General features: G+C 32.6%; 16 protein-coding genes. 15 read left to right on the top strand and 1 reads right to left on the bottom strand.

What is annotated here, in order from left to right:
* Window positions 1-39 precede the first annotated feature (39 nt).
* The 12 genes from rnjB (at window position 40) to rny (ending at window position 14,796) form a co-directional block, all read left to right on the top strand.
* Window positions 40-1,713 carry a ribonuclease J2 gene (gene rnjB, locus IDG63_RS02470; protein WP_100127014.1) on the top strand — a complete coding sequence of 558 codons (1,674 nt, stop codon included), beginning with the start codon at window positions 40-42 and terminating at the stop codon, window positions 1,711-1,713.
* A gap of 255 nt (window positions 1,714-1,968) precedes the next feature.
* On the top strand, window positions 1,969-4,338 hold the full coding sequence (locus IDG63_RS02465; protein WP_000035773.1) for an FtsK/SpoIIIE family DNA translocase: 2,370 nt from the start codon (window positions 1,969-1,971) through the stop codon (window positions 4,336-4,338).
* A 4-nt stretch (window positions 4,339-4,342) separates the two neighbouring features.
* Complete coding sequence (locus tag IDG63_RS02460) at window positions 4,343-5,056, top strand: GntR family transcriptional regulator (protein WP_100127015.1); 714 nt, start codon at window positions 4,343-4,345, stop codon at window positions 5,054-5,056.
* A 30-nt stretch (window positions 5,057-5,086) separates the two neighbouring features.
* Window positions 5,087-6,352, top strand: coding sequence for an EF-P 5-aminopentanol modification-associated protein YfmF (yfmF, locus tag IDG63_RS02455; protein ID WP_000089941.1), 1,266 nt, complete (start codon window positions 5,087-5,089; stop codon window positions 6,350-6,352).
* Window positions 6,352-7,638: an EF-P 5-aminopentanol modification-associated protein YfmH gene (yfmH, locus tag IDG63_RS02450; RefSeq protein ID WP_000664766.1), complete on the top strand. Its 1,287-nt coding sequence runs from the start codon at window positions 6,352-6,354 to the stop codon at window positions 7,636-7,638. The genes yfmF and yfmH overlap by 1 nt, the downstream gene beginning before the upstream one ends.
* Complete coding sequence (gene ymfI, locus IDG63_RS02445) at window positions 7,638-8,342, top strand: elongation factor P 5-aminopentanone reductase (protein ID WP_000646227.1); 705 nt, start codon at window positions 7,638-7,640, stop codon at window positions 8,340-8,342. Before yfmH ends, ymfI begins: the two co-directional genes overlap by 1 nt.
* A gap of 104 nt (window positions 8,343-8,446) precedes the next feature.
* A complete protein-coding gene (locus tag IDG63_RS02440) occupies window positions 8,447-9,274 on the top strand; it encodes a YmfK family protein (RefSeq protein WP_086095890.1) in 828 nt (275 codons plus the stop codon).
* An 18-nt stretch (window positions 9,275-9,292) separates the two neighbouring features.
* The gene (locus IDG63_RS02435) at window positions 9,293-9,685 is read left to right on the top strand and encodes a helix-turn-helix domain-containing protein (protein WP_000859443.1); all 393 of its coding nucleotides are present in this window, start codon (window positions 9,293-9,295) and stop codon (window positions 9,683-9,685) included.
* A gap of 33 nt (window positions 9,686-9,718) precedes the next feature.
* Window positions 9,719-10,297, top strand: coding sequence for a CDP-diacylglycerol--glycerol-3-phosphate 3-phosphatidyltransferase (gene pgsA, locus IDG63_RS02430; RefSeq protein ID WP_001025093.1), 579 nt, complete (start codon window positions 9,719-9,721; stop codon window positions 10,295-10,297).
* Between the two features lie 226 nt (window positions 10,298-10,523).
* Window positions 10,524-11,675, top strand: coding sequence for a CinA family nicotinamide mononucleotide deamidase-related protein (locus IDG63_RS02425; protein WP_000020361.1), 1,152 nt, complete (start codon window positions 10,524-10,526; stop codon window positions 11,673-11,675).
* Window positions 11,676-11,839: 164 nt separating this feature from the next.
* Window positions 11,840-12,883: a recombinase RecA gene (gene recA / locus IDG63_RS02420; RefSeq protein WP_000368166.1), complete on the top strand. Its 1,044-nt coding sequence runs from the start codon at window positions 11,840-11,842 to the stop codon at window positions 12,881-12,883.
* Window positions 12,884-13,236: 353 nt separating this feature from the next.
* Window positions 13,237-14,796 carry a ribonuclease Y gene (rny, locus tag IDG63_RS02415; RefSeq protein WP_001050913.1) on the top strand — a complete coding sequence of 520 codons (1,560 nt, stop codon included), beginning with the start codon at window positions 13,237-13,239 and terminating at the stop codon, window positions 14,794-14,796.
* A 296-nt stretch (window positions 14,797-15,092) separates the two neighbouring features.
* On the opposite strand, the gene IDG63_RS02410 is transcribed toward rny, so the two are convergent.
* Window positions 15,093-15,308 (bottom strand): hypothetical protein, encoded by a 216-nt coding sequence (locus tag IDG63_RS02410; RefSeq protein WP_000026308.1) that lies wholly within the window; start codon window positions 15,306-15,308, stop codon window positions 15,093-15,095.
* Window positions 15,309-15,481: 173 nt separating this feature from the next.
* Between IDG63_RS02410 and IDG63_RS02405 the strand changes: the two genes are divergently transcribed.
* The 3 genes from IDG63_RS02405 (at window position 15,482) to IDG63_RS02395 (ending at window position 19,046) form a co-directional block, all read left to right on the top strand.
* A complete protein-coding gene (locus IDG63_RS02405; protein ID WP_001222105.1) occupies window positions 15,482-16,279 on the top strand; it encodes a TIGR00282 family metallophosphoesterase in 798 nt (265 codons plus the stop codon).
* Window positions 16,280-16,418: 139 nt separating this feature from the next.
* Window positions 16,419-18,179 (top strand): 2-oxoacid:acceptor oxidoreductase subunit alpha, encoded by a 1,761-nt coding sequence (locus IDG63_RS02400; protein ID WP_000804317.1) that lies wholly within the window; start codon window positions 16,419-16,421, stop codon window positions 18,177-18,179.
* Window positions 18,180-19,046, top strand: a complete 867-nt coding sequence (locus IDG63_RS02395) for a 2-oxoacid:ferredoxin oxidoreductase subunit beta (protein WP_000190138.1) — start codon at window positions 18,180-18,182, stop codon at window positions 19,044-19,046.
* The last annotated feature ends 2 nt before the right edge of the window (window positions 19,047-19,048 follow it).

The raw sequence follows: 19,048 nt of genomic DNA, 5'->3' as shown, positions 1-19,048 counted from the left end.
TTTATATATGGACGGGTAACAAATTTAGGAGGTAAGATTTTGAGTTTAATAAAGAAAAAGAATAAAGATATTCGCATTATACCATTAGGCGGTGTTGGCGAAATTGCTAAAAATATGTATATCGTTGAAGTAGACGATGAAATGTTTATGTTAGATGCTGGACTTATGTTTCCAGAAGACGAAATGCTAGGTATTGATATTGTTATACCAGACATTTCATACGTACTTGAAAATAAAGATAAATTGAAGGGTATATTCCTTACACACGGACATGAGCACGCGATTGGTGCAGTGAGTTATGTTTTAGAACAATTAGATGCACCAGTATATGGATCTAAATTGACAATAGCGTTAATTAAAGAAAATATGAAAGCCCGTAATATTGATAAAAAAGTTCGCTACTACACAGTTAATAATGATTCAATTATGAGATTCAAAAACGTGAATATTAGTTTCTTTAATACGACACACAGTATTCCTGATAGTCTAGGTGTTTGTATTCATACTTCATATGGTGCCATTGTGTATACAGGTGAATTTAAGTTTGACCAAAGTTTACATGGACATTATGCACCAGATATTAAACGTATGGCAGAGATTGGTGAAGAAGGCGTATTTGTCTTAATCAGTGATTCTACTGAGGCAGAGAAACCTGGATATAATACTCCGGAAAATGTGATTGAACATCATATGTATGACGCTTTTGCAAAAGTGCGAGGTCGCTTGATTGTTTCATGTTATGCTTCGAACTTTATACGTATACAGCAAGTTTTAAATATTGCTAGCAAGCTAAATCGTAAAGTGTCATTTTTAGGAAGATCACTTGAAAGTTCATTTAATATTGCTCGTAAAATGGGGTATTTCGACATTCCTAAAGATTTGCTAATTCCTATAACAGAAGTTGATAATTATCCTAAAAATGAAGTGATAATTATAGCTACTGGTATGCAAGGAGAACCTGTAGAAGCCTTAAGTCAAATGGCGCAACATAAGCATAAAATTATGAATATCGAAGAAGGCGATTCTGTATTTTTAGCAATTACGGCTTCTGCAAATATGGAAGTTATCATTGCGAATACATTAAATGAGCTTGTACGTGCTGGCGCACATATTATTCCAAATAACAAGAAGATTCATGCTTCAAGTCATGGTTGCATGGAAGAATTAAAAATGATGATTAATATTATGAAACCTGAATACTTTATTCCTGTACAAGGTGAATTTAAAATGCAGATAGCACATGCGAAGCTAGCAGCTGAAGCAGGTGTTGCACCAGAAAAGATTTTCCTTGTGGAAAAAGGAGATGTCATTAATTACAACGGTAAAGATATGATATTAAATGAAAAGGTAAATTCAGGAAATATTTTAATAGATGGTATTGGTATTGGGGATGTAGGAAATATCGTGTTGAGAGACCGTCATCTTTTAGCAGAAGATGGTATCTTTATTGCTGTAGTAACGTTAGATCCTAAAAATAGACGTATAGCTGCGGGACCTGAAATTCAATCTCGTGGGTTTGTATATGTACGTGAAAGTGAAGACTTATTAAGTGAAGCAGAAGAGAAAGTACGTGAAATAGTAGAGGCTGGTTTACAAGAAAAACGCATAGAATGGTCTGAAATTAAACAAAATATGCGTGATCAAATTAGTAAACTATTATTCGAAAGTACAAAACGTCGTCCTATGATTATTCCAGTAATTTCTGAAATTTAATCAAAAAGTCATTAACATAAAAGAGGTCAGAACAAGTCACTGAAATATAATGGTTGTCATGGACAATTTACTTATATTTTATGATGGTCAATTGAAGGGGTAACGATTAATCTGTTATCTTAAGTAAATTGATACATAGATGATATTGTTCTAACCTCTTTCATCGTCTGTTTGGACTACATATTCTAAACATCAAATAGGAAATTATATATAATAACGTCGTTTTAACTAAGGCAACATAAGGAGGTGCGTCAATTGGCACAAGCAAAAAAGAAATCGACAGCTAAGAAAAAAACAACATCAAAAAAAAGAACAAATTCGAGGAAAAAGAAGAATGATAATCCGATACGTTATGTCATAGCTATTTTAGTAGTTGTATTAATGGTGTTGGGTGTTTTCCAATTAGGAATAATAGGTCGTCTAATTGACAGCTTCTTTAATTATTTATTTGGGTACAGTAGATATTTAACATATATTTTAGTACTCTTAGCAACTGGTTTTATTACATACTCTAAACGTATTCCTAAAACTAGACGAACGGCTGGTTCGATTGTATTGCAAATTGCATTGCTATTTGTATCACAGTTAGTTTTTCATTTTAATAGTGGTATCAAAGCTGAAAGAGAACCTGTACTTTCTTATGTGTATCAGTCATACCAACACAGTCATTTCCCAAATTTTGGTGGCGGTGTATTAGGCTTTTATTTATTAGAGTTAAGCGTACCTTTAATTTCATTATTTGGTGTATGTATTATTACTATTTTATTATTATGCTCAAGTGTTATTTTATTAACAAACCATCAACATCGTGAAGTCGCAAAAGTTGTACTGGAAAATATAAAAGCTTGGTTCGGTTCATTTAATGAAAAAATGTCGGAAAGAAACCAAGAAAAACAATTGAAGCGTGAAGAAAAAGCGAGACTTAAAGAAGAACAAAAGGCACGTCAAAATGAACAGCCACAAATAAAAGATGTGAGTGATTTTACGGAAGTGCCTCAAGAAAGAGATATTCCAATTTATGGGCATACTGAAAATGAAAGTAAAAGTCAGAGTCAACCAAGTCGGAAAAAGCGAGTGTTTGATGCAGAGAATAGTTCGAATAACATCGTAAATCATCATCAAGCAGATCAGCAAGAACAATTAACAGAACAAACTCATAACAGTGTTGAAAGTGAAAACACTATTGAAGAAGCTGGTGAAGTTACGAATGTATCGTATGTTGTTCCACCGTTAACTTTACTTAATCAACCTGCAAAACAAAAAGCAACATCTAAAGCTGAAGTGCAACGTAAAGGACAAGTACTAGAGAATACATTAAAAGATTTTGGGGTAAATGCAAAAGTGACACAAATTAAAATTGGTCCTGCAGTAACTCAATATGAAATTCAACCAGCTCAAGGGGTTAAAGTGAGTAAAATTGTAAACTTGCATAATGATATTGCATTAGCTTTAGCAGCAAAAGATGTTAGAATCGAAGCGCCAATACCTGGTCGTTCTGCAGTAGGTATTGAAGTGCCAAATGAGAAAATTTCATTAGTTTCACTAAAAGAAGTTTTAGATGAAAAATTCCCGTCTAATAATAAACTAGAAGTTGGATTAGGAAGAGATATATCAGGTGATCCAATTACTGTTCCACTAAATGAAATGCCACACTTATTGGTGGCAGGATCGACGGGTAGTGGTAAATCTGTTTGTATAAATGGTATTATTACAAGTATTTTATTAAATGCTAAGCCGCATGAAGTTAAACTTATGTTAATCGATCCGAAAATGGTTGAACTAAATGTTTATAACGGAATTCCACACTTATTAATTCCGGTTGTTACAAATCCTCATAAAGCTGCTCAAGCTTTAGAAAAAATTGTAGCTGAGATGGAAAGACGTTATGATTTATTCCAACATTCATCAACTAGAAACATTAAAGGTTATAACGAATTAATCCGTAAGCAAAATCAAGAATTAGATGAGAAGCAACCAGAATTACCTTATATCGTTGTTATTGTAGATGAGCTTGCAGATTTAATGATGGTAGCTGGTAAAGAAGTTGAAAATGCGATTCAACGTATTACACAAATGGCACGTGCAGCAGGTATACATTTAATTGTAGCGACACAAAGACCTTCTGTGGATGTAATTACAGGTATCATTAAAAATAATATTCCATCTAGAATAGCTTTTGCTGTGAGTTCTCAAACAGATTCAAGAACTATTATTGGTACTGGCGGCGCAGAAAAGTTACTTGGTAAAGGTGACATGTTATACGTTGGAAATGGTGACTCATCACAAACACGTATTCAAGGGGCGTTTTTAAGTGACCAAGAGGTGCAAGATGTTGTAAATTATGTAGTAGAACAACAACAGGCAAATTATGTAAAAGAAATGGAACCAGATGCACCAGTGGATAAATCGGAAATGAAAAGTGAAGATGCTTTATATGATGAAGCGTATTTGTTTGTTGTTGAACAACAAAAGGCAAGTACATCATTGTTACAACGCCAATTTAGAATTGGTTATAATAGAGCATCTAGGTTGATGGATGATTTAGAACGCAATCAGGTAATCGGTCCACAAAAAGGAAGCAAGCCTAGACAAGTTTTAATAGATCTTAATAATGACGAGGTGTAAAAAAATGTCAGAAATGAATGCGGTATATAACGTTAAACAATACATTTTAAATTTGATTAAGCAAAATAAATTGGAATATGGTGACCAACTTCCAAGTAATTTATCAATTGCCAGAGAATTAAATGTAAAAACCGACGATGTTTATGAAGCAATTCAGGCATTGATTACTGAACAAGTCATTAAAGATAATTTTGAAGAGGGCACAAGTGTTAAGTCACTGCCCCCTTTCTTTTATCCATTGAATGAACTTATAAGTATTGGGCAAATGATTAAAAATGCAGGATTTGAATGCGGAACTGAATACTTAAATTTTGATGAGCAACCAGCAACTATGTTAGATGCAAATTTGTTGAGCGTTGAAGAAGGATATCCAGTAACCATTATAGAACGATTACGAACTGCCGATGGAGAACCGGTCGTCTATTGTTTAGATAAAATTGCTAAAAAAGAATTAACATGTACAGAGTATCAAATGAGCAATGGATCGATTCTAAGTGCGATAAAAGAACAAAGTAATCATAATATTTGTTATGCTGATACAGAAATTGAAGCGGTAAATTATGAACCTCGAATATCCGAAATACTGAATGCTTCGCCACACGAAGGTTTGATTTTATTAAAAATTACGCACTACAATGAATTAGATGAACCTATTTTGTATTCATTAAATTATATGAAAAATAGCTTAGTTCAATTTAAAATCACTAGAAAAATATAGATGTAAGAAGATATAGAGGAGGCTATATATTTGAGTAGACAATCTCAACCAAATATACATATCAAAGTTTCACCAACAACTAAATTTAAAACAACTACTATAGTTTTTAAATTTATGGCACCTTTAGAATATGACACAATTACAGCTAGATCATTATTAAGCAAATTATTAGTTCGAGCAACTAAGAAATGGCCAACCGATAAGTCGTTTAATAATCACTTAGCCGATTTATATGGTGCGTATGTGAATAGTACAATTTCAAAATTCAAAGATCAGCATGTCATTACATTTTCATTAGAAATTGTTAATGAACGCTATTTAAGAAACGGTGAATCATTATTTAATCAAGGATTAGATTTATTACAAGAAATCATTTGGAATCCATTAATTGAAAATAAAGCATTCAATGATAATTTTGTTAACCAAGAGAAAACATTATTAGCCAAAAAAATAGAAGCAATGGTAGATAACAAAGCACAATATTCGTTTTTAAAATTACTCGACCATATGTTTGAAAATGAAGCATACAAATACTTATCTACAGGACAACTAGAACAAATCCCACATATTACTGCTGAAACACTATATCATACATATCAATCAATGATTAATAATGATCAATGTTCTGTTTATGTTGTCGGCAATGTAGAACCTGAAAGTGTTGAGAAACAAATACGTGAAAAATTTGCACTTAAACCATTCGATAAACATCAATTCCAACATTCTACACATCATTTACACGATGAAGAAGTTGATTATATTGTTGAATATGATGACGTGGATCAAGCTAAATTAAATATGGGATATCGTTTTCCAACACAATATGGACAAAGTGGATATGCTGCTTTTGTTGTATTTAACATGATGTTTGGAGGAGATCCTTCATCTGTTTTATTTAATGAAGTGCGAGAAAAGCAAAGTTTAGCGTACTCTATACATTCACAAATTGATGGCAAAAATGGCTATTTATTTGTTTTGAGTGGGGTTTCAAGTGATAAGTACGAAACTGCAAAAGACACTATTATAAGTGAATTTGAAAAAATAAAAGCAGGAGATTTCACTGAAGAAAAATTAGAGTTAGCTAAAAAAGTAATCATTTCTCATCGATATGAATCTGAAGATCGTCCGAAAAGTATTATAGAGATTATGCATAACCAAATATTATTAGAGCAACCACAAAGCAAAGAAACATTTATAAATGATATACAGAAGGTAAGTCGCGAAGATATTGTTTCTGTTGCTGAAAAAGCATTTTTAGATACAATCTATGTGTTGACAAAAGGAGGGGATAAATAATGAAAGAGCGTTATTATGAATTAATAGACGAAAGAGTATTCGAACAAGAATTAGAAAATGGTTTACGATTATTTATTATCCCCAAACCAGGTTTTCAAAAGACATTTGTCACTTACACTACACAATTTGGTTCATTAGATAATCAATTCAAACCCCTTGGACAAGACCAATTTGTTACTGTACCTGATGGAGTTGCTCACTTTTTAGAACATAAATTATTTGAAAAAGAAGAAGAAGACTTATTTACTGCGTTTGCTGAAGATAACGCACAAGCAAATGCGTTTACAAGCTTTGATCGTACAAGCTACTTGTTCAGTGCAACTGATAATATTGAAAACAACATTAAACGTTTACTTACAATGGTTGAAACGCCTTATTTTACAAAAGAAACTGTTGATAAAGAAAAAGGTATTATTGCAGAAGAAATAAAAATGTATCAAGAGCAACCTGGATATAAATTAATGTTTAATACATTGCGTGCAATGTATCAACAACATCCAATACGTGTTGATATTGCCGGTAGTGTAGAAAGTATATACGATATTACAAAAGATGATTTGTATCTATGTTATGAAACGTTTTATCATCCATCAAATATGGTTTTATTTGTTGTTGGCGATGTGGATCCTGAAGCAATATGTCGAATAGTAAAACAACACGAGGATGCTCGTAATAAAGTTAACCAACCCAAAATCGAACGAGGACTTGTTGATGAACCGGAGGATGTTAAAGAAGCATTTGTTACTGAATCTATGAAAATTCAATCACCAAGACTAATGCTTGGTTTTAAAAATAAACCATTACAAGAAGCGCCTCAAAAATATGTACAACGTGATTTAGAAATGTCATTATTCTTTGAGTTAATTTTTGGGGAAGAAACAGATTTTTATCAGAATTTATTAAACGAAGGACTTATCGATGATACATTTGGTTATCAATTTGTACTAGAGCCGACGTATAGTTTTTCAATCGTGACAAGTGCTACTGAAGAACCAGATAAATTAAAAAAATTATTATTAGATGAGTTGCGTGATAAAAAAGGCAATTTCCAAGATGCAGAAGCATTTGAACTTTTGAAAAAGCAATTTATAGGTGAATTCATATCAAGTTTAAACTCACCTGAATATATTGCTAATCAATATACTAAATTGTATTTTGAAGGTGTTAGCGTGTTTGACATGTTAGACATTGTTGAAAATATCACGTTAGATAGTATTAACGAAACGTCATCGTTATATTTAAATTTAGATCAGCAAGTCGATAGTCGTTTGGAGATTAAAAAGTAATGAAAGCATTAGTATTAGGTGGTTCTGGTTCAATTGGTTCTGAGATAGTCAAACAATTATTAACTGATGGATTTGAAGTTTATGTGCAATATTATCGTACTGATATAAATGAATTAACTAGCAAATTTAATGATGATAAAGTTCGTTTTATACAAGCGGATTTATCTCAAACAATTGATATTGACAAAACATTTGGTGACATTAAATCATTAGACTGTTTAATATATGCAAGTGGTCAGTCTTTATATGGTGTTTTACAAGATATGAAAGACCATGATATTGATGCATGTTATCAGTTAAATGTCTTGCAATTAATTCGATTATGTAGATATTTCGTTGATGTTTTACGTCAAAGTGCCAATGGAAGAATTATTGTAATTTCATCAATTTGGGGTGAGACAGGAGCTAGTATGGAAACTATTTATTCGGCGATGAAAAGTGCACAATTAGGTTTCGTTAAGGCGCTTAGTCAAGAGCTTGCACTAACATCAGTGACAGTAAATGCTATCGCACCTGGATTTGTAGCCGGTAATATGGCAAGTGAGTGGCAAGAAGATGAACTTCAAGCAATGATAACTGAATTACCACAACAGCGATTGGTTTTACCGAGTGAGGTTGCTCATACATGCGCCTATTTATATCACCCAAATGCTAGAAGTGTTACTGGAACTATACAGAAAGTTAATGGTGCTTGGTATATTTAAAATATAGAACTATTTTTATGAGCAAATGTTTTTATGATTGATGTTATAATATGAATATTACAATGAATCATAATTTGTTAATTAAACAAGGGGTGAGGTTCACCATGACAGTTGCAGAGAAAAAAGAATGGTACCTAGAATACGAAATTGAAATTAATAGACCGGGTCTTTTAGGTGATGTATCTAGTTTATTAGGTATGTTAGGTATAAGTATTGTTACAATTAATGGTGTTGATCAAGGTAAACGAGGCCTTTTAATTAAAACAGACAATCTTGAAAAAGTTGAACGTTTTGAGCAAATAGCTCGTGGTATAAATGAAATTGAAATAACAAAGCTTAAAAAACCAGAATTAAGAGACCGTCTTGCAGTAAGACATGGAAGATATATTGAGCAAGATGCAAAAGATAAGAAAACCTTTCGATTTGAGCGTGAAGATTTAGGCTTGTTAGTAGACTTTTTAGCTGAATTGTTCAAAGAAGAAGGTCATAAGTTGATTGGCATTAGAGGTATGCCACGGGTTGGTAAAACTGAATCAATTGTTGCGGGAAGTGTTTGTGCACATAAGAGATGGTTATTTATTAGTTCTACTTTAATAAAACAAACTGTACGTAGCTCTCTAATTAAAGGGGAATATGATGCCAATCATGTATACATTATTGATGGTGCAGTTACTGCCAGAGAATCTAATCCAAAACATCAAGAGCTTGTTAACGAAGTTATGAGGTTACCATCAATCAAAGTCGTTGAACATCCAGATTTATTTGTTGAAACAAGTACTTGTACAATGGAAGATTTTGACTATATTATCGAATTGAGAGAAAATGAAAATCAAGAAATACATTACGAAGAAATGAAGAAACAGACAGTCCAAAGTAAGAATAATTTAGATTTTGGAGATCCGTTTGGTGGTGGTTTTGGTTTCTTCGAGTAAGTGTAAGGAGGCTATGAATTGAAAACGGTCGGTGAAGCGCTAAAAGGTAGACGTGAAAGGTTAGGAATGACTTTAACAGAATTAGAGCAACGTACTGGAATTAAACGTGAAATGCTAGTGCATATTGAAAATAATGAATTCGATCAACTACCGAATAAAAATTACAGCGAAGGATTTATTAGAAAATATGCAAGCGTAGTAAATATTGAACCTAACCAATTAATTCAAGCTCATCAAGATGAAATTCCATCGAACCAAGCCGAATGGGACGAAGTAATTACAGTTTTCAATAATAATAAAGACTTAGATTATAAGAGTAAATCAAAAGAGCCAATACAATTATTAGTAATCATGGGTATTACAGTTTTAATAACTTTATTGTTATGGATCATGTTAGTTTTAATATTTTAACAGAAATAAATTAGTGAGAAATGAGGATGTATAATGAATATTCCGAACCAGATTACGGTTTTTAGAGTAGTGTTAATACCAGTTTTTATATTGTTTGCGTTAGTTGATTTTGGATTTGGCAATGTGTCATTTCTAGGAGGATATGAAATAAGAATTGAGTTATTAATCAGTGGTTTTATTTTTATATTGGCTTCCCTTAGCGATTTTGTTGATGGTTATTTAGCTAGAAAATGGAATTTAGTTACAAATATGGGGAAATTTTTGGATCCATTAGCGGATAAATTATTAGTTGCAAGTGCTTTAATTGTACTTGTGCAACTAGGACTAACAAATTCTGTAGTAGCAATCATTATTATTGCCAGAGAATTTGCCGTAACTGGTTTACGTTTACTACAAATTGAACAAGGATTCGTAAGTGCAGCTGGTCAATTAGGTAAAATTAAAACAGCAGTTACTATGGTAGCAATTACTTGGTTGTTATTAGGTGATCCATTGGCAACATTGATTGGTTTGTCATTAGGACAAATTTTATTATACATTGGCGTTATTTTTACTATCTTATCTGGTATTGAATACTTTTATAAAGGTAGAGATGTTTTTAAACAAAAATAAATATTTGTTTATACTAGATTTCATTTTCATATGGAATCTAGTTTTTTTAATCCCAATTTTAGAAATTAGCCACGCAATTGTTTATAATGATATATTGTAAAACAATATTTGTTCATTTTTTTAGGGAAAATCTGTAGTAGCATCTGATACATTGAATCTAAAATTGATGTGAATTTTTAAATGAAATACATGAAAAAATGAATTAAACGATACAAGGGGGATATAAATGTCAATTGCCATTATTGCTGTAGGCTCAGAACTATTGCTAGGTCAAATCGCTAATACCAACGGACAATTTCTATCTAAAGTATTTAATGAAATTGGACAAAATGTATTAGAACATAAAGTTATTGGAGATAATAAAAAACGTTTAGAATCAAGTGTACGTCATGCGCTAGAAAAATATGATACTGTTATTTTAACAGGTGGCTTAGGTCCTACGAAAGATGACTTAACGAAGCATACAGTGGCCCAGATTGTTGGTAAAGATTTAGTTATTGATGAGCCTTCTTTAAAATATATTGAAAGCTATTTTGAGGAACAAGGACAAGAAATGACACCTAATAATAAACAACAGGCTTTAGTAATTGAAGGTTCAACTGTATTAACAAATCATCATGGCATGGCTCCAGGAATGATGGTGAATTTTGAAAACAAACAAATTATTTTATTACCAGGTCCACCGAAAGAAATGCAACCAATGGTGAAAAATGAATTGTTGTCACATTTTATAAACCATAATCGAATTATACATTCTGAACTATTAAGATTTGCGGGAATAGGTGAATCTAAAGTAGAAACAATATTAATAGATCTTATCGATAAACAGACTAATCCTACGATTGCGCCTTTGGCGGGAAGTCATGAAGTATATATTAGATTGACTGCAAATGCCGACTCAAAAGAACAAGCACAATCATTGATTCAACCTGTTAAACAAGAAATTCTTGATCGTATTGGAGAATATTATTATGGTTCAGATGACACATTAATTGAGCAAGCTGTAATAAAGAAAATTCATGAACCTTTTGTAATATATGATGGTATTACTAATGGTGCTTTATATCATCGATTGAAAGAAGTGGATTTAAACGATGTTCTAAAGGGTATGATTAATCACAATGAAAACTTTGTTGATATTAATAAACCTATTGAGCAGCAATTAAAAGATGCAGTGCAATTTGTTAATAAATTGTTTAATGTGTCATCAGCAATTATTCTATTAGAGTATGATGGTGTAGTTCATATAGGCTATGATAATAACTTTGAATTTAAAACTGAGCAATTTAAAATGTCTAAATCTAGAAATTTATTAAAGAACAGAAGTCAAAATTATGCGCTCATAAGATTATTAAATTGGCTTAGAACAACAAATTAATTGTATTATCGATAAAAATATAAGCACGTTTGTTCGTTTTTGCGTTTTGATTTCAAGATTTTATACGAACAAATATTCGCAAAACACTTGTATTTTATTTTGAATCCTTGTATAGTATTGGTAAGATAATTAAAAGATAGCAATTTCAATTAGGAGGTCTCGCTTTGGATAACGATCGTCAAAAAGCTTTAGATACAGTAATTAAAAATATGGAGAAATCTTTCGGTAAAGGTGCCGTAATGAAGTTGGGTGACAATATAGGTCGCCGAGTTTCAACTACATCAACTGGTTCAGTTACATTAGATAATGCGCTAGGTGTAGGTGGCTATCCTAAAGGACGAATTATTGAAATTTATGGTCCTGAAAGTTCTGGTAAGACAACAGTAGCGCTTCACGCTATTGCTGAAGTACAAAGTAATGGCGGGGTGGCAGCATTTATCGATGCTGAACATGCTTTAGATCCAGAATATGCTCAAGCATTAGGCGTAGATATCGATAATTTATATTTATCGCAACCGGATCATGGTGAACAAGGTCTTGAAATCGCCGAAGCATTTGTTAGAAGTGGTGCAGTTGATATTGTAGTTGTAGACTCAGTTGCTGCTTTAACACCTAAAGCTGAAATTGAAGGAGAAATGGGAGACACTCACGTTGGTTTACAAGCTCGTTTAATGTCACAAGCGTTACGTAAACTTTCAGGTGCTATTTCTAAATCAAATACAACTGCTATTTTCATCAACCAAATTCGTGAAAAAGTTGGTGTTATGTTCGGTAATCCAGAGACTACACCAGGTGGACGTGCATTAAAATTCTATAGTTCAGTAAGACTAGAAGTACGTCGTGCAGAACAGCTTAAACAAGGACAAGAAATTGTAGGTAATAGAACTAAAATTAAAGTCGTTAAAAATAAAGTGGCACCACCATTTAGAGTAGCTGAAGTTGATATTATGTATGGACAAGGTATTTCTAAAGAGGGTGAACTTATTGATTTAGGTGTTGAAAACGACATCGTTGATAAATCAGGAGCATGGTATTCTTACAATGGCGAACGAATGGGTCAAGGTAAGGAAAATGTTAAAATGTACTTGAAAGAAAATCCACAAATTAAAGAAGAAATTGATCGTAAATTGAGAGAAAAATTAGGTATATCTGATGGTGATGTTGAAGAAACAGAAGATGCACCAAAGTCATTATTTGACGAAGAATAGTACACAAATTTATATCTATAGTTAAACTTAGCAAATATCCTTATAGGATTGATTGAAAGTGATATTCATCTCATAAAGCTAGAATAATATCTAACTTTATGGGATACACTACAAATCGAGACTATAAGGTTTTTTATTTTATTTATTATTACATTATCAATAGTTTTATAATCGAGCTTCAAAACTTTAGAAAATAGTAGAAATAGCATTCAATATAGTGCAAAAGTGCAAATTGATAACTTGACACTTATCTCCTATAAACCGTACAATTAATTTGTATGATTTATATATAATTTCATAAAGTCATATTGAATTTCATATAAAGAGCAAACCCTAGAAAAGGAGGTGTTTGTGTGAATTTATTAAGCCTCCTACTCATTTTGCTGGGGATCATTCTAGGAGTTGTTGGAGGGTATGTTGTTGCCCGAAATTTGTTGCTTCAAAAGCAATCACAAGCTAGACAAACTGCCGAAGATATTGTAAATCAAGCACATAAAGAAGCTGACAATATCAAAAAAGAGAAATTACTTGAGGCAAAAGAAGAAAACCAAATCCTAAGAGAACAAACTGAAGCAGAACTACGAGAAAGACGTAGCGAACTTCAAAGACAAGAAACCCGACTTCTTCAAAAAGAAGAAAACTTAGAGCGCAAATCTGATCTATTAGATAAAAAAGATGAGATTTTAGAGCAAAAAGAATCAAAAATTGAAGAAAAACAACAACAAGTAGATGCAAAAGAGAGTAGTGTTCAAACGTTAATAATGAAGCATGAACAAGAATTAGAACGCATCTCCGGTCTCACTCAAGAAGAAGCTATTAATGAGCAACTTCAAAGAGTAGAGGAAGAACTGTCACAAGATATTGCAGTACTTGTTAAAGAAAAAGAAAAAGAAGCTAAAGAAAAAGTTGATAAAACAGCAAAAGAATTATTAGCTACAGCAGTACAAAGATTAGCAGCAGATCACACAAGTGAATCAACGGTATCAGTAGTTAACTTACCTAATGATGAGATGAAAGGTCGAATCATTGGACGAGAAGGACGAAACATCCGCACACTTGAAACTTTAACTGGCATTGATTTAATTATTGATGACACACCAGAAGCGGTTATATTATCTGGTTTTGATCCAATAAGAAGAGAAATTGCTAGAACAGCACTTGTTAACTTAGTATCTGATGGACGTATTCATCCAGGTAGAATTGAAGATATGGTCGAAAAAGCTAGAAAAGAAGTAGACGATATTATTAGAGAAGCAGGTGAACAAGCTACATTTGAAGTGAACGCACATAATATGCATCCTGACTTAGTAAAAATTGTAGGGCGTTTAAACTATCGTACGAGTTACGGTCAAAATGTACTTAAACATTCAATTGAAGTTGCGCATCTTGCTAGTATGTTAGCTGCTGAGCTAGGCGAAGATGAGACATTAGCGAAACGAGCTGGACTTTTACATGATGTTGGTAAAGCAATTGATCATGAAGTAGAAGGTAGTCATGTTGAAATCGGTGTAGAATTAGCGAAAAAATATGGTGAAAATGAAACAGTTATTAATGCAATCCATTCTCATCATGGTGATGTTGAACCTACATCTATTATATCTATCCTTGTTGCTGCTGCAGATGCATTGTCTGCGGCTCGTCCAGGTGCAAGAAAAGAAACATTAGAGAATTATATTCGTCGATTAGAACGTTTAGAAACGTTATCAGAAAGTTATGATGGTGTAGAAAAAGCATTTGCGATTCAGGCAGGTAGAGAAATCCGAGTGATTGTATCTCCTGAAGAAATTGATGATTTAAAATCTTATCGATTGGCTAGAGATATTAAAAATCAGATTGAAGATGAATTACAATATCCTGGTCATATCAAGGTGACAGTTGTTCGAGAGACTAGAGCAGTAGAATATGCGAAATAATTTTTGTCTCCCTCACAAATTAGTGAGGGAGCTTTTTTAAGTTGTAGTCTTAATCTAGTTAGACAGCACTTTATCGGTAATAACTATATTAAACAGTAGTTATTTGAAAGTAAGACGGACCTTATATTAAATAAGAAGTTATTGCTTTTAATAAAAATGTTTTAGGCTTCGCAATTACTATATTTATATTATGTAAACCTATAAAGATGATTGCTTTTCTATCCAATAAAAAAGAAGAGAAGATGTAACACATCTTCTCTTCTGCAATATTAATTAGGATTTATTTCTAAGTTGAGTTATTTTAATTGTAAATCTGTTTTCTTTAATTCTTTTATAACTTCTGCAGTATCATAACAATTTGTTGCAATTGTTGAATATCTCTCTGCTAAACGATATGCATTAATGTAAAGCTTTAAACTTTCTTTAGCTATATCCTCTGCATCTTCGAATTTTGATGGGTTAGACATAACCACTAATTCTGCAAATTTTTCTGGATCAATATTAATAGACATGTATTTATTTACAACTCCTATTTATTTTGATGTCTTAATACTAACATATTGAAGTTTTCAGACAAAGTAATGTCTCTTTATAATTGAAGAAAAATAATTCAAAGAATTTAATATTTACTTTAAATATTAGAACGTATGAATTAAACTAGTATTTATGAGAGGATGAACAAAACATGAGAATAATGTTTATAGGGGATATCGTAGGTAAAATTGGACGAGACGCAATTGAAACGTACATACCTCAACTGAAGCAAAAGTATAAACCAACAGTTACAATTGTAAATGCTGAAAATGCAGCACATGGTAAAGGTTTGACTGAAAAAATATATAAACAATTACTAAGAAATGGTGTAGATTTCATGACTATGGGTAATCACACATATGGTCAACGTGAAATTTATGATTTTATAGATGAAGCAAAACGTCTAGTAAGACCAGCGAATTTTCCGGATGAAGCGCCGGGAATTGGTATGAGATTTATACAAATTAATGATATTAAACTTGCAGTTATTAATCTGCAAGGAAGAGCGTTTATGCCAGATATTGATGATCCTTTTAAAAAGGCAGATCAATTAGTCAAGGAAGCACAAGAACAAACTCCGTTTATATTTGTTGATTTTCATGCAGAAACAACTTCTGAAAAGTATGCAATGGGATGGCATTTAGATGGTAGAGCTAGCGCTGTTGTTGGAACGCATACACACATTCAAACAGCAGATGAACGTATTTTACCAAAGGGGACAGGGTATATAACGGATGTTGGTATGACAGGTTTTTATGATGGCATTTTAGGAATAAATAAAACAGAGGTAATTGAGCGTTTTATCACTAGTTTGCCACAAAGACATGTTGTTCCAAATGAAGGTAGAAGTGTATTATCTGGTGTTGTTATTGATTTAGACAAAGAAGGTAAAACAAAGCACATCGAACGTATATTGATAAATGATGACCATCCATTTTCAACATTTTAAAATTACGTAAGTAAACATTCGAATTGGACCCTATCGTCCATTAGTATGAATTTAATATAGTACCACTGTTTACATAGTAAATCGGTGGTTCTTTTTGTTATCATTTAATATGAAATATATCCATAGGAGGCATATAACTATGAAACCACAATTATCGTGGAAAGTTGGCGGTCAACAAGGCGAAGGTATTGAATCAACTGGGGAAATCTTCGCTACGGCTATGAATAGAAAAGGATATTATTTATATGGATATAGACATTTTTCAAGTCGTATCAAAGGTGGACATACGAATAATAAAATTAGAGTTTCTACGACGCCTGTTCATGCAATTAGTGATGATTTAGATATTTTGATTGCATTTGACCAAGAAACAATTGATGTTAACCATCATGAAATGAGAGAAGACAGTATTATTTTAGCTGATGCCAAGGCTAAACCTGTGAAACCAGAAGGATGTCATGCACAGCTTATTGAATTACCTTTTACAGCAACCGCTAAAGAATTAGGTACAGCATTAATGAAAAACATGGTTGCAATAGGTGCTACTAGCGCATTGATGAATTTGAATACAAATACATTTGAAGAACTTATTACTAATATGTTTTCTAAAAAAGGTGACAAGGTAGTTGAAGTCAATATCCAAGCATTAAACGAAGGTTATCAATTAATGCAATCCCGCTTACCTGAAATCGACGGGGACTTTGAATTAGAGTCAACAGATGCACTACCACATCTATATATGATTGGTAACGATGCCATTGGATTAGGTGCAATTGCTGCAGGTTCACAATTTATGGCGGCATATCCTATTACACCTGCGTCTGAAGTTATGGAATATATGATTGCCAATATATCTAAAGTAAACGGAGCGGTTATTCAAACAGAAGATGAAATTGCTGCTGTAACTATGGCTATTGGTGCAAATTATGGTGGAGTCAGAGCGTTTACGGCTAGTGCTGGTCCAGGTTTATCTTTAATGATGGAAGCAATTGGATTATCTGGTATGACTGAAACGCCATTAGTCATTATTAATACTCAACGAGGTGGACCTTCTACTGGATTACCTACGAAACAAGAACAGTCAGATTTAATGCAAATGATTTATGGTACACATGGTGATATTCCAAAAATAGTTGTAGCACCAACTGATGCAGAAGATGCATTTTATTTAACTATGGAAGCCTTTAATTTAGCAGAACAATATCAATGCCCTGTTATAGTTTTAAGTGATTTGCAATTATCTTTAGGTAAACAAACTGTTGAAAAATTAGATTATAATCGCATTGAAATTAAACGTGGTGAAATCATTCAATCTGATATTGAACGTGAAGAAGATGATAAAGGTTATTTCAAGCGTTATGCGTTAACATCCAATGGTGTTTCTCCTAGACCTATCCCCGGTATTAAAGGAGGTATTCATCATATAACTGGTGTGGAACACAATGAAGAAGGTAAACCTAGTGAATCTGCATCAAATAGACAACAACAAATGGAAAAACGAATGCGTAAAATTGAGCAGTTACTAATTGAATCGCCAGTAGAAGCTAACTTACAACATGAAGATGCAGATATTCTTTATATCGGTTTTATTTCTACAAAAGGTGCAATTCAAGAAGGTAGTAACCGTTTGAATCAACAAGGCATAAAAGTTAACACTATACAAATTAGACAATTGCATCCATTCCCAACAAGCGTTATTCAAGATGCAGTTAATAAAGCGAAGAAAGTCGTTGTAGTGGAGCACAATTATCAAGGACAATTGGCTAGTATTATAAAAATGAATGTCAATATTCATGATAAGATTGAAAATTATACAAAGTATGATGGGACACCTTTCCTACCACATGAAATCGAAGTAAAAGGCAAAATAATTGCTACTGAAATAAAGGAGATGGTATAGATGGCGACATTTAAAGATTTTAGAAATAATGTTAAGCCTAACTGGTGCCCTGGATGTGGCGATTTCTCAGTACAAGCTGCAATTCAAAAAGCAGCCGCAAATATAGGGTTAGAACCTGAAGAAGTAGCTATCATCACCGGTATAGGATGTTCTGGCCGTCTTTCAGGATATATTAATTCTTATGGCGTTCATTCTATTCACGGACGTGCATTACCTTTAGCTCAAGGTGTAAAAATGGCGAATAAAGATTTAACTGTTATTGCATCTGGAGGAGATGGTGATGGTTATGCTATAGGTATGGGGCATACAATCCATGCTTTAAGAAGAAATATGAACATGACGTATATAGTCATGGATAATCAAATTTATGGTTTGACAAAGGGACAAACATCGCCGTCATCAGCAGTAGGATTTGTTACTAAAACAACGCCAAAAGGTAATATAGAAAAAAATGTTGCGCCTTTAGAATTAGCATTATCATCTGGTGCCACATTTGTAGCCCAAGGTTTTTCAAGCGATATTAAAGGATTAACAAAACTAATTGAAGATGCAATTAATCATGATGGATTTTCATTCGTTAATGTCTTTTCACCATGTGTGACTTATAATAAAATTAACACATACGATTGGTTTAAAGAACATTTAACAAGTGTTGATGACATTGAAAATTATGATTCTACAGATAAACAATTAGCGACTAAAACTGTTATTGAACATGAATCTTTAGTAACTGGTATTGTTTATCAAGATAAAGAAACACCATCATATGAATCTCAAATTAAAGAGTTAGATGATACACCACTTGCTAAAAGAGATATCAAAATTACTGAAGACACCTTCAATGCATTAACTGAACAATTTATTTAATA

It is taken from the genome of Staphylococcus sp. EG-SA-14 (genome assembly GCF_017151935.1).
In the GTDB taxonomy this organism is placed as follows: domain Bacteria; phylum Bacillota; class Bacilli; order Staphylococcales; family Staphylococcaceae; genus Staphylococcus; species Staphylococcus aureus.
Note: the sequence above shows the minus strand (reverse complement) of the source record. Positions and strands in the feature narration are given on the sequence as shown.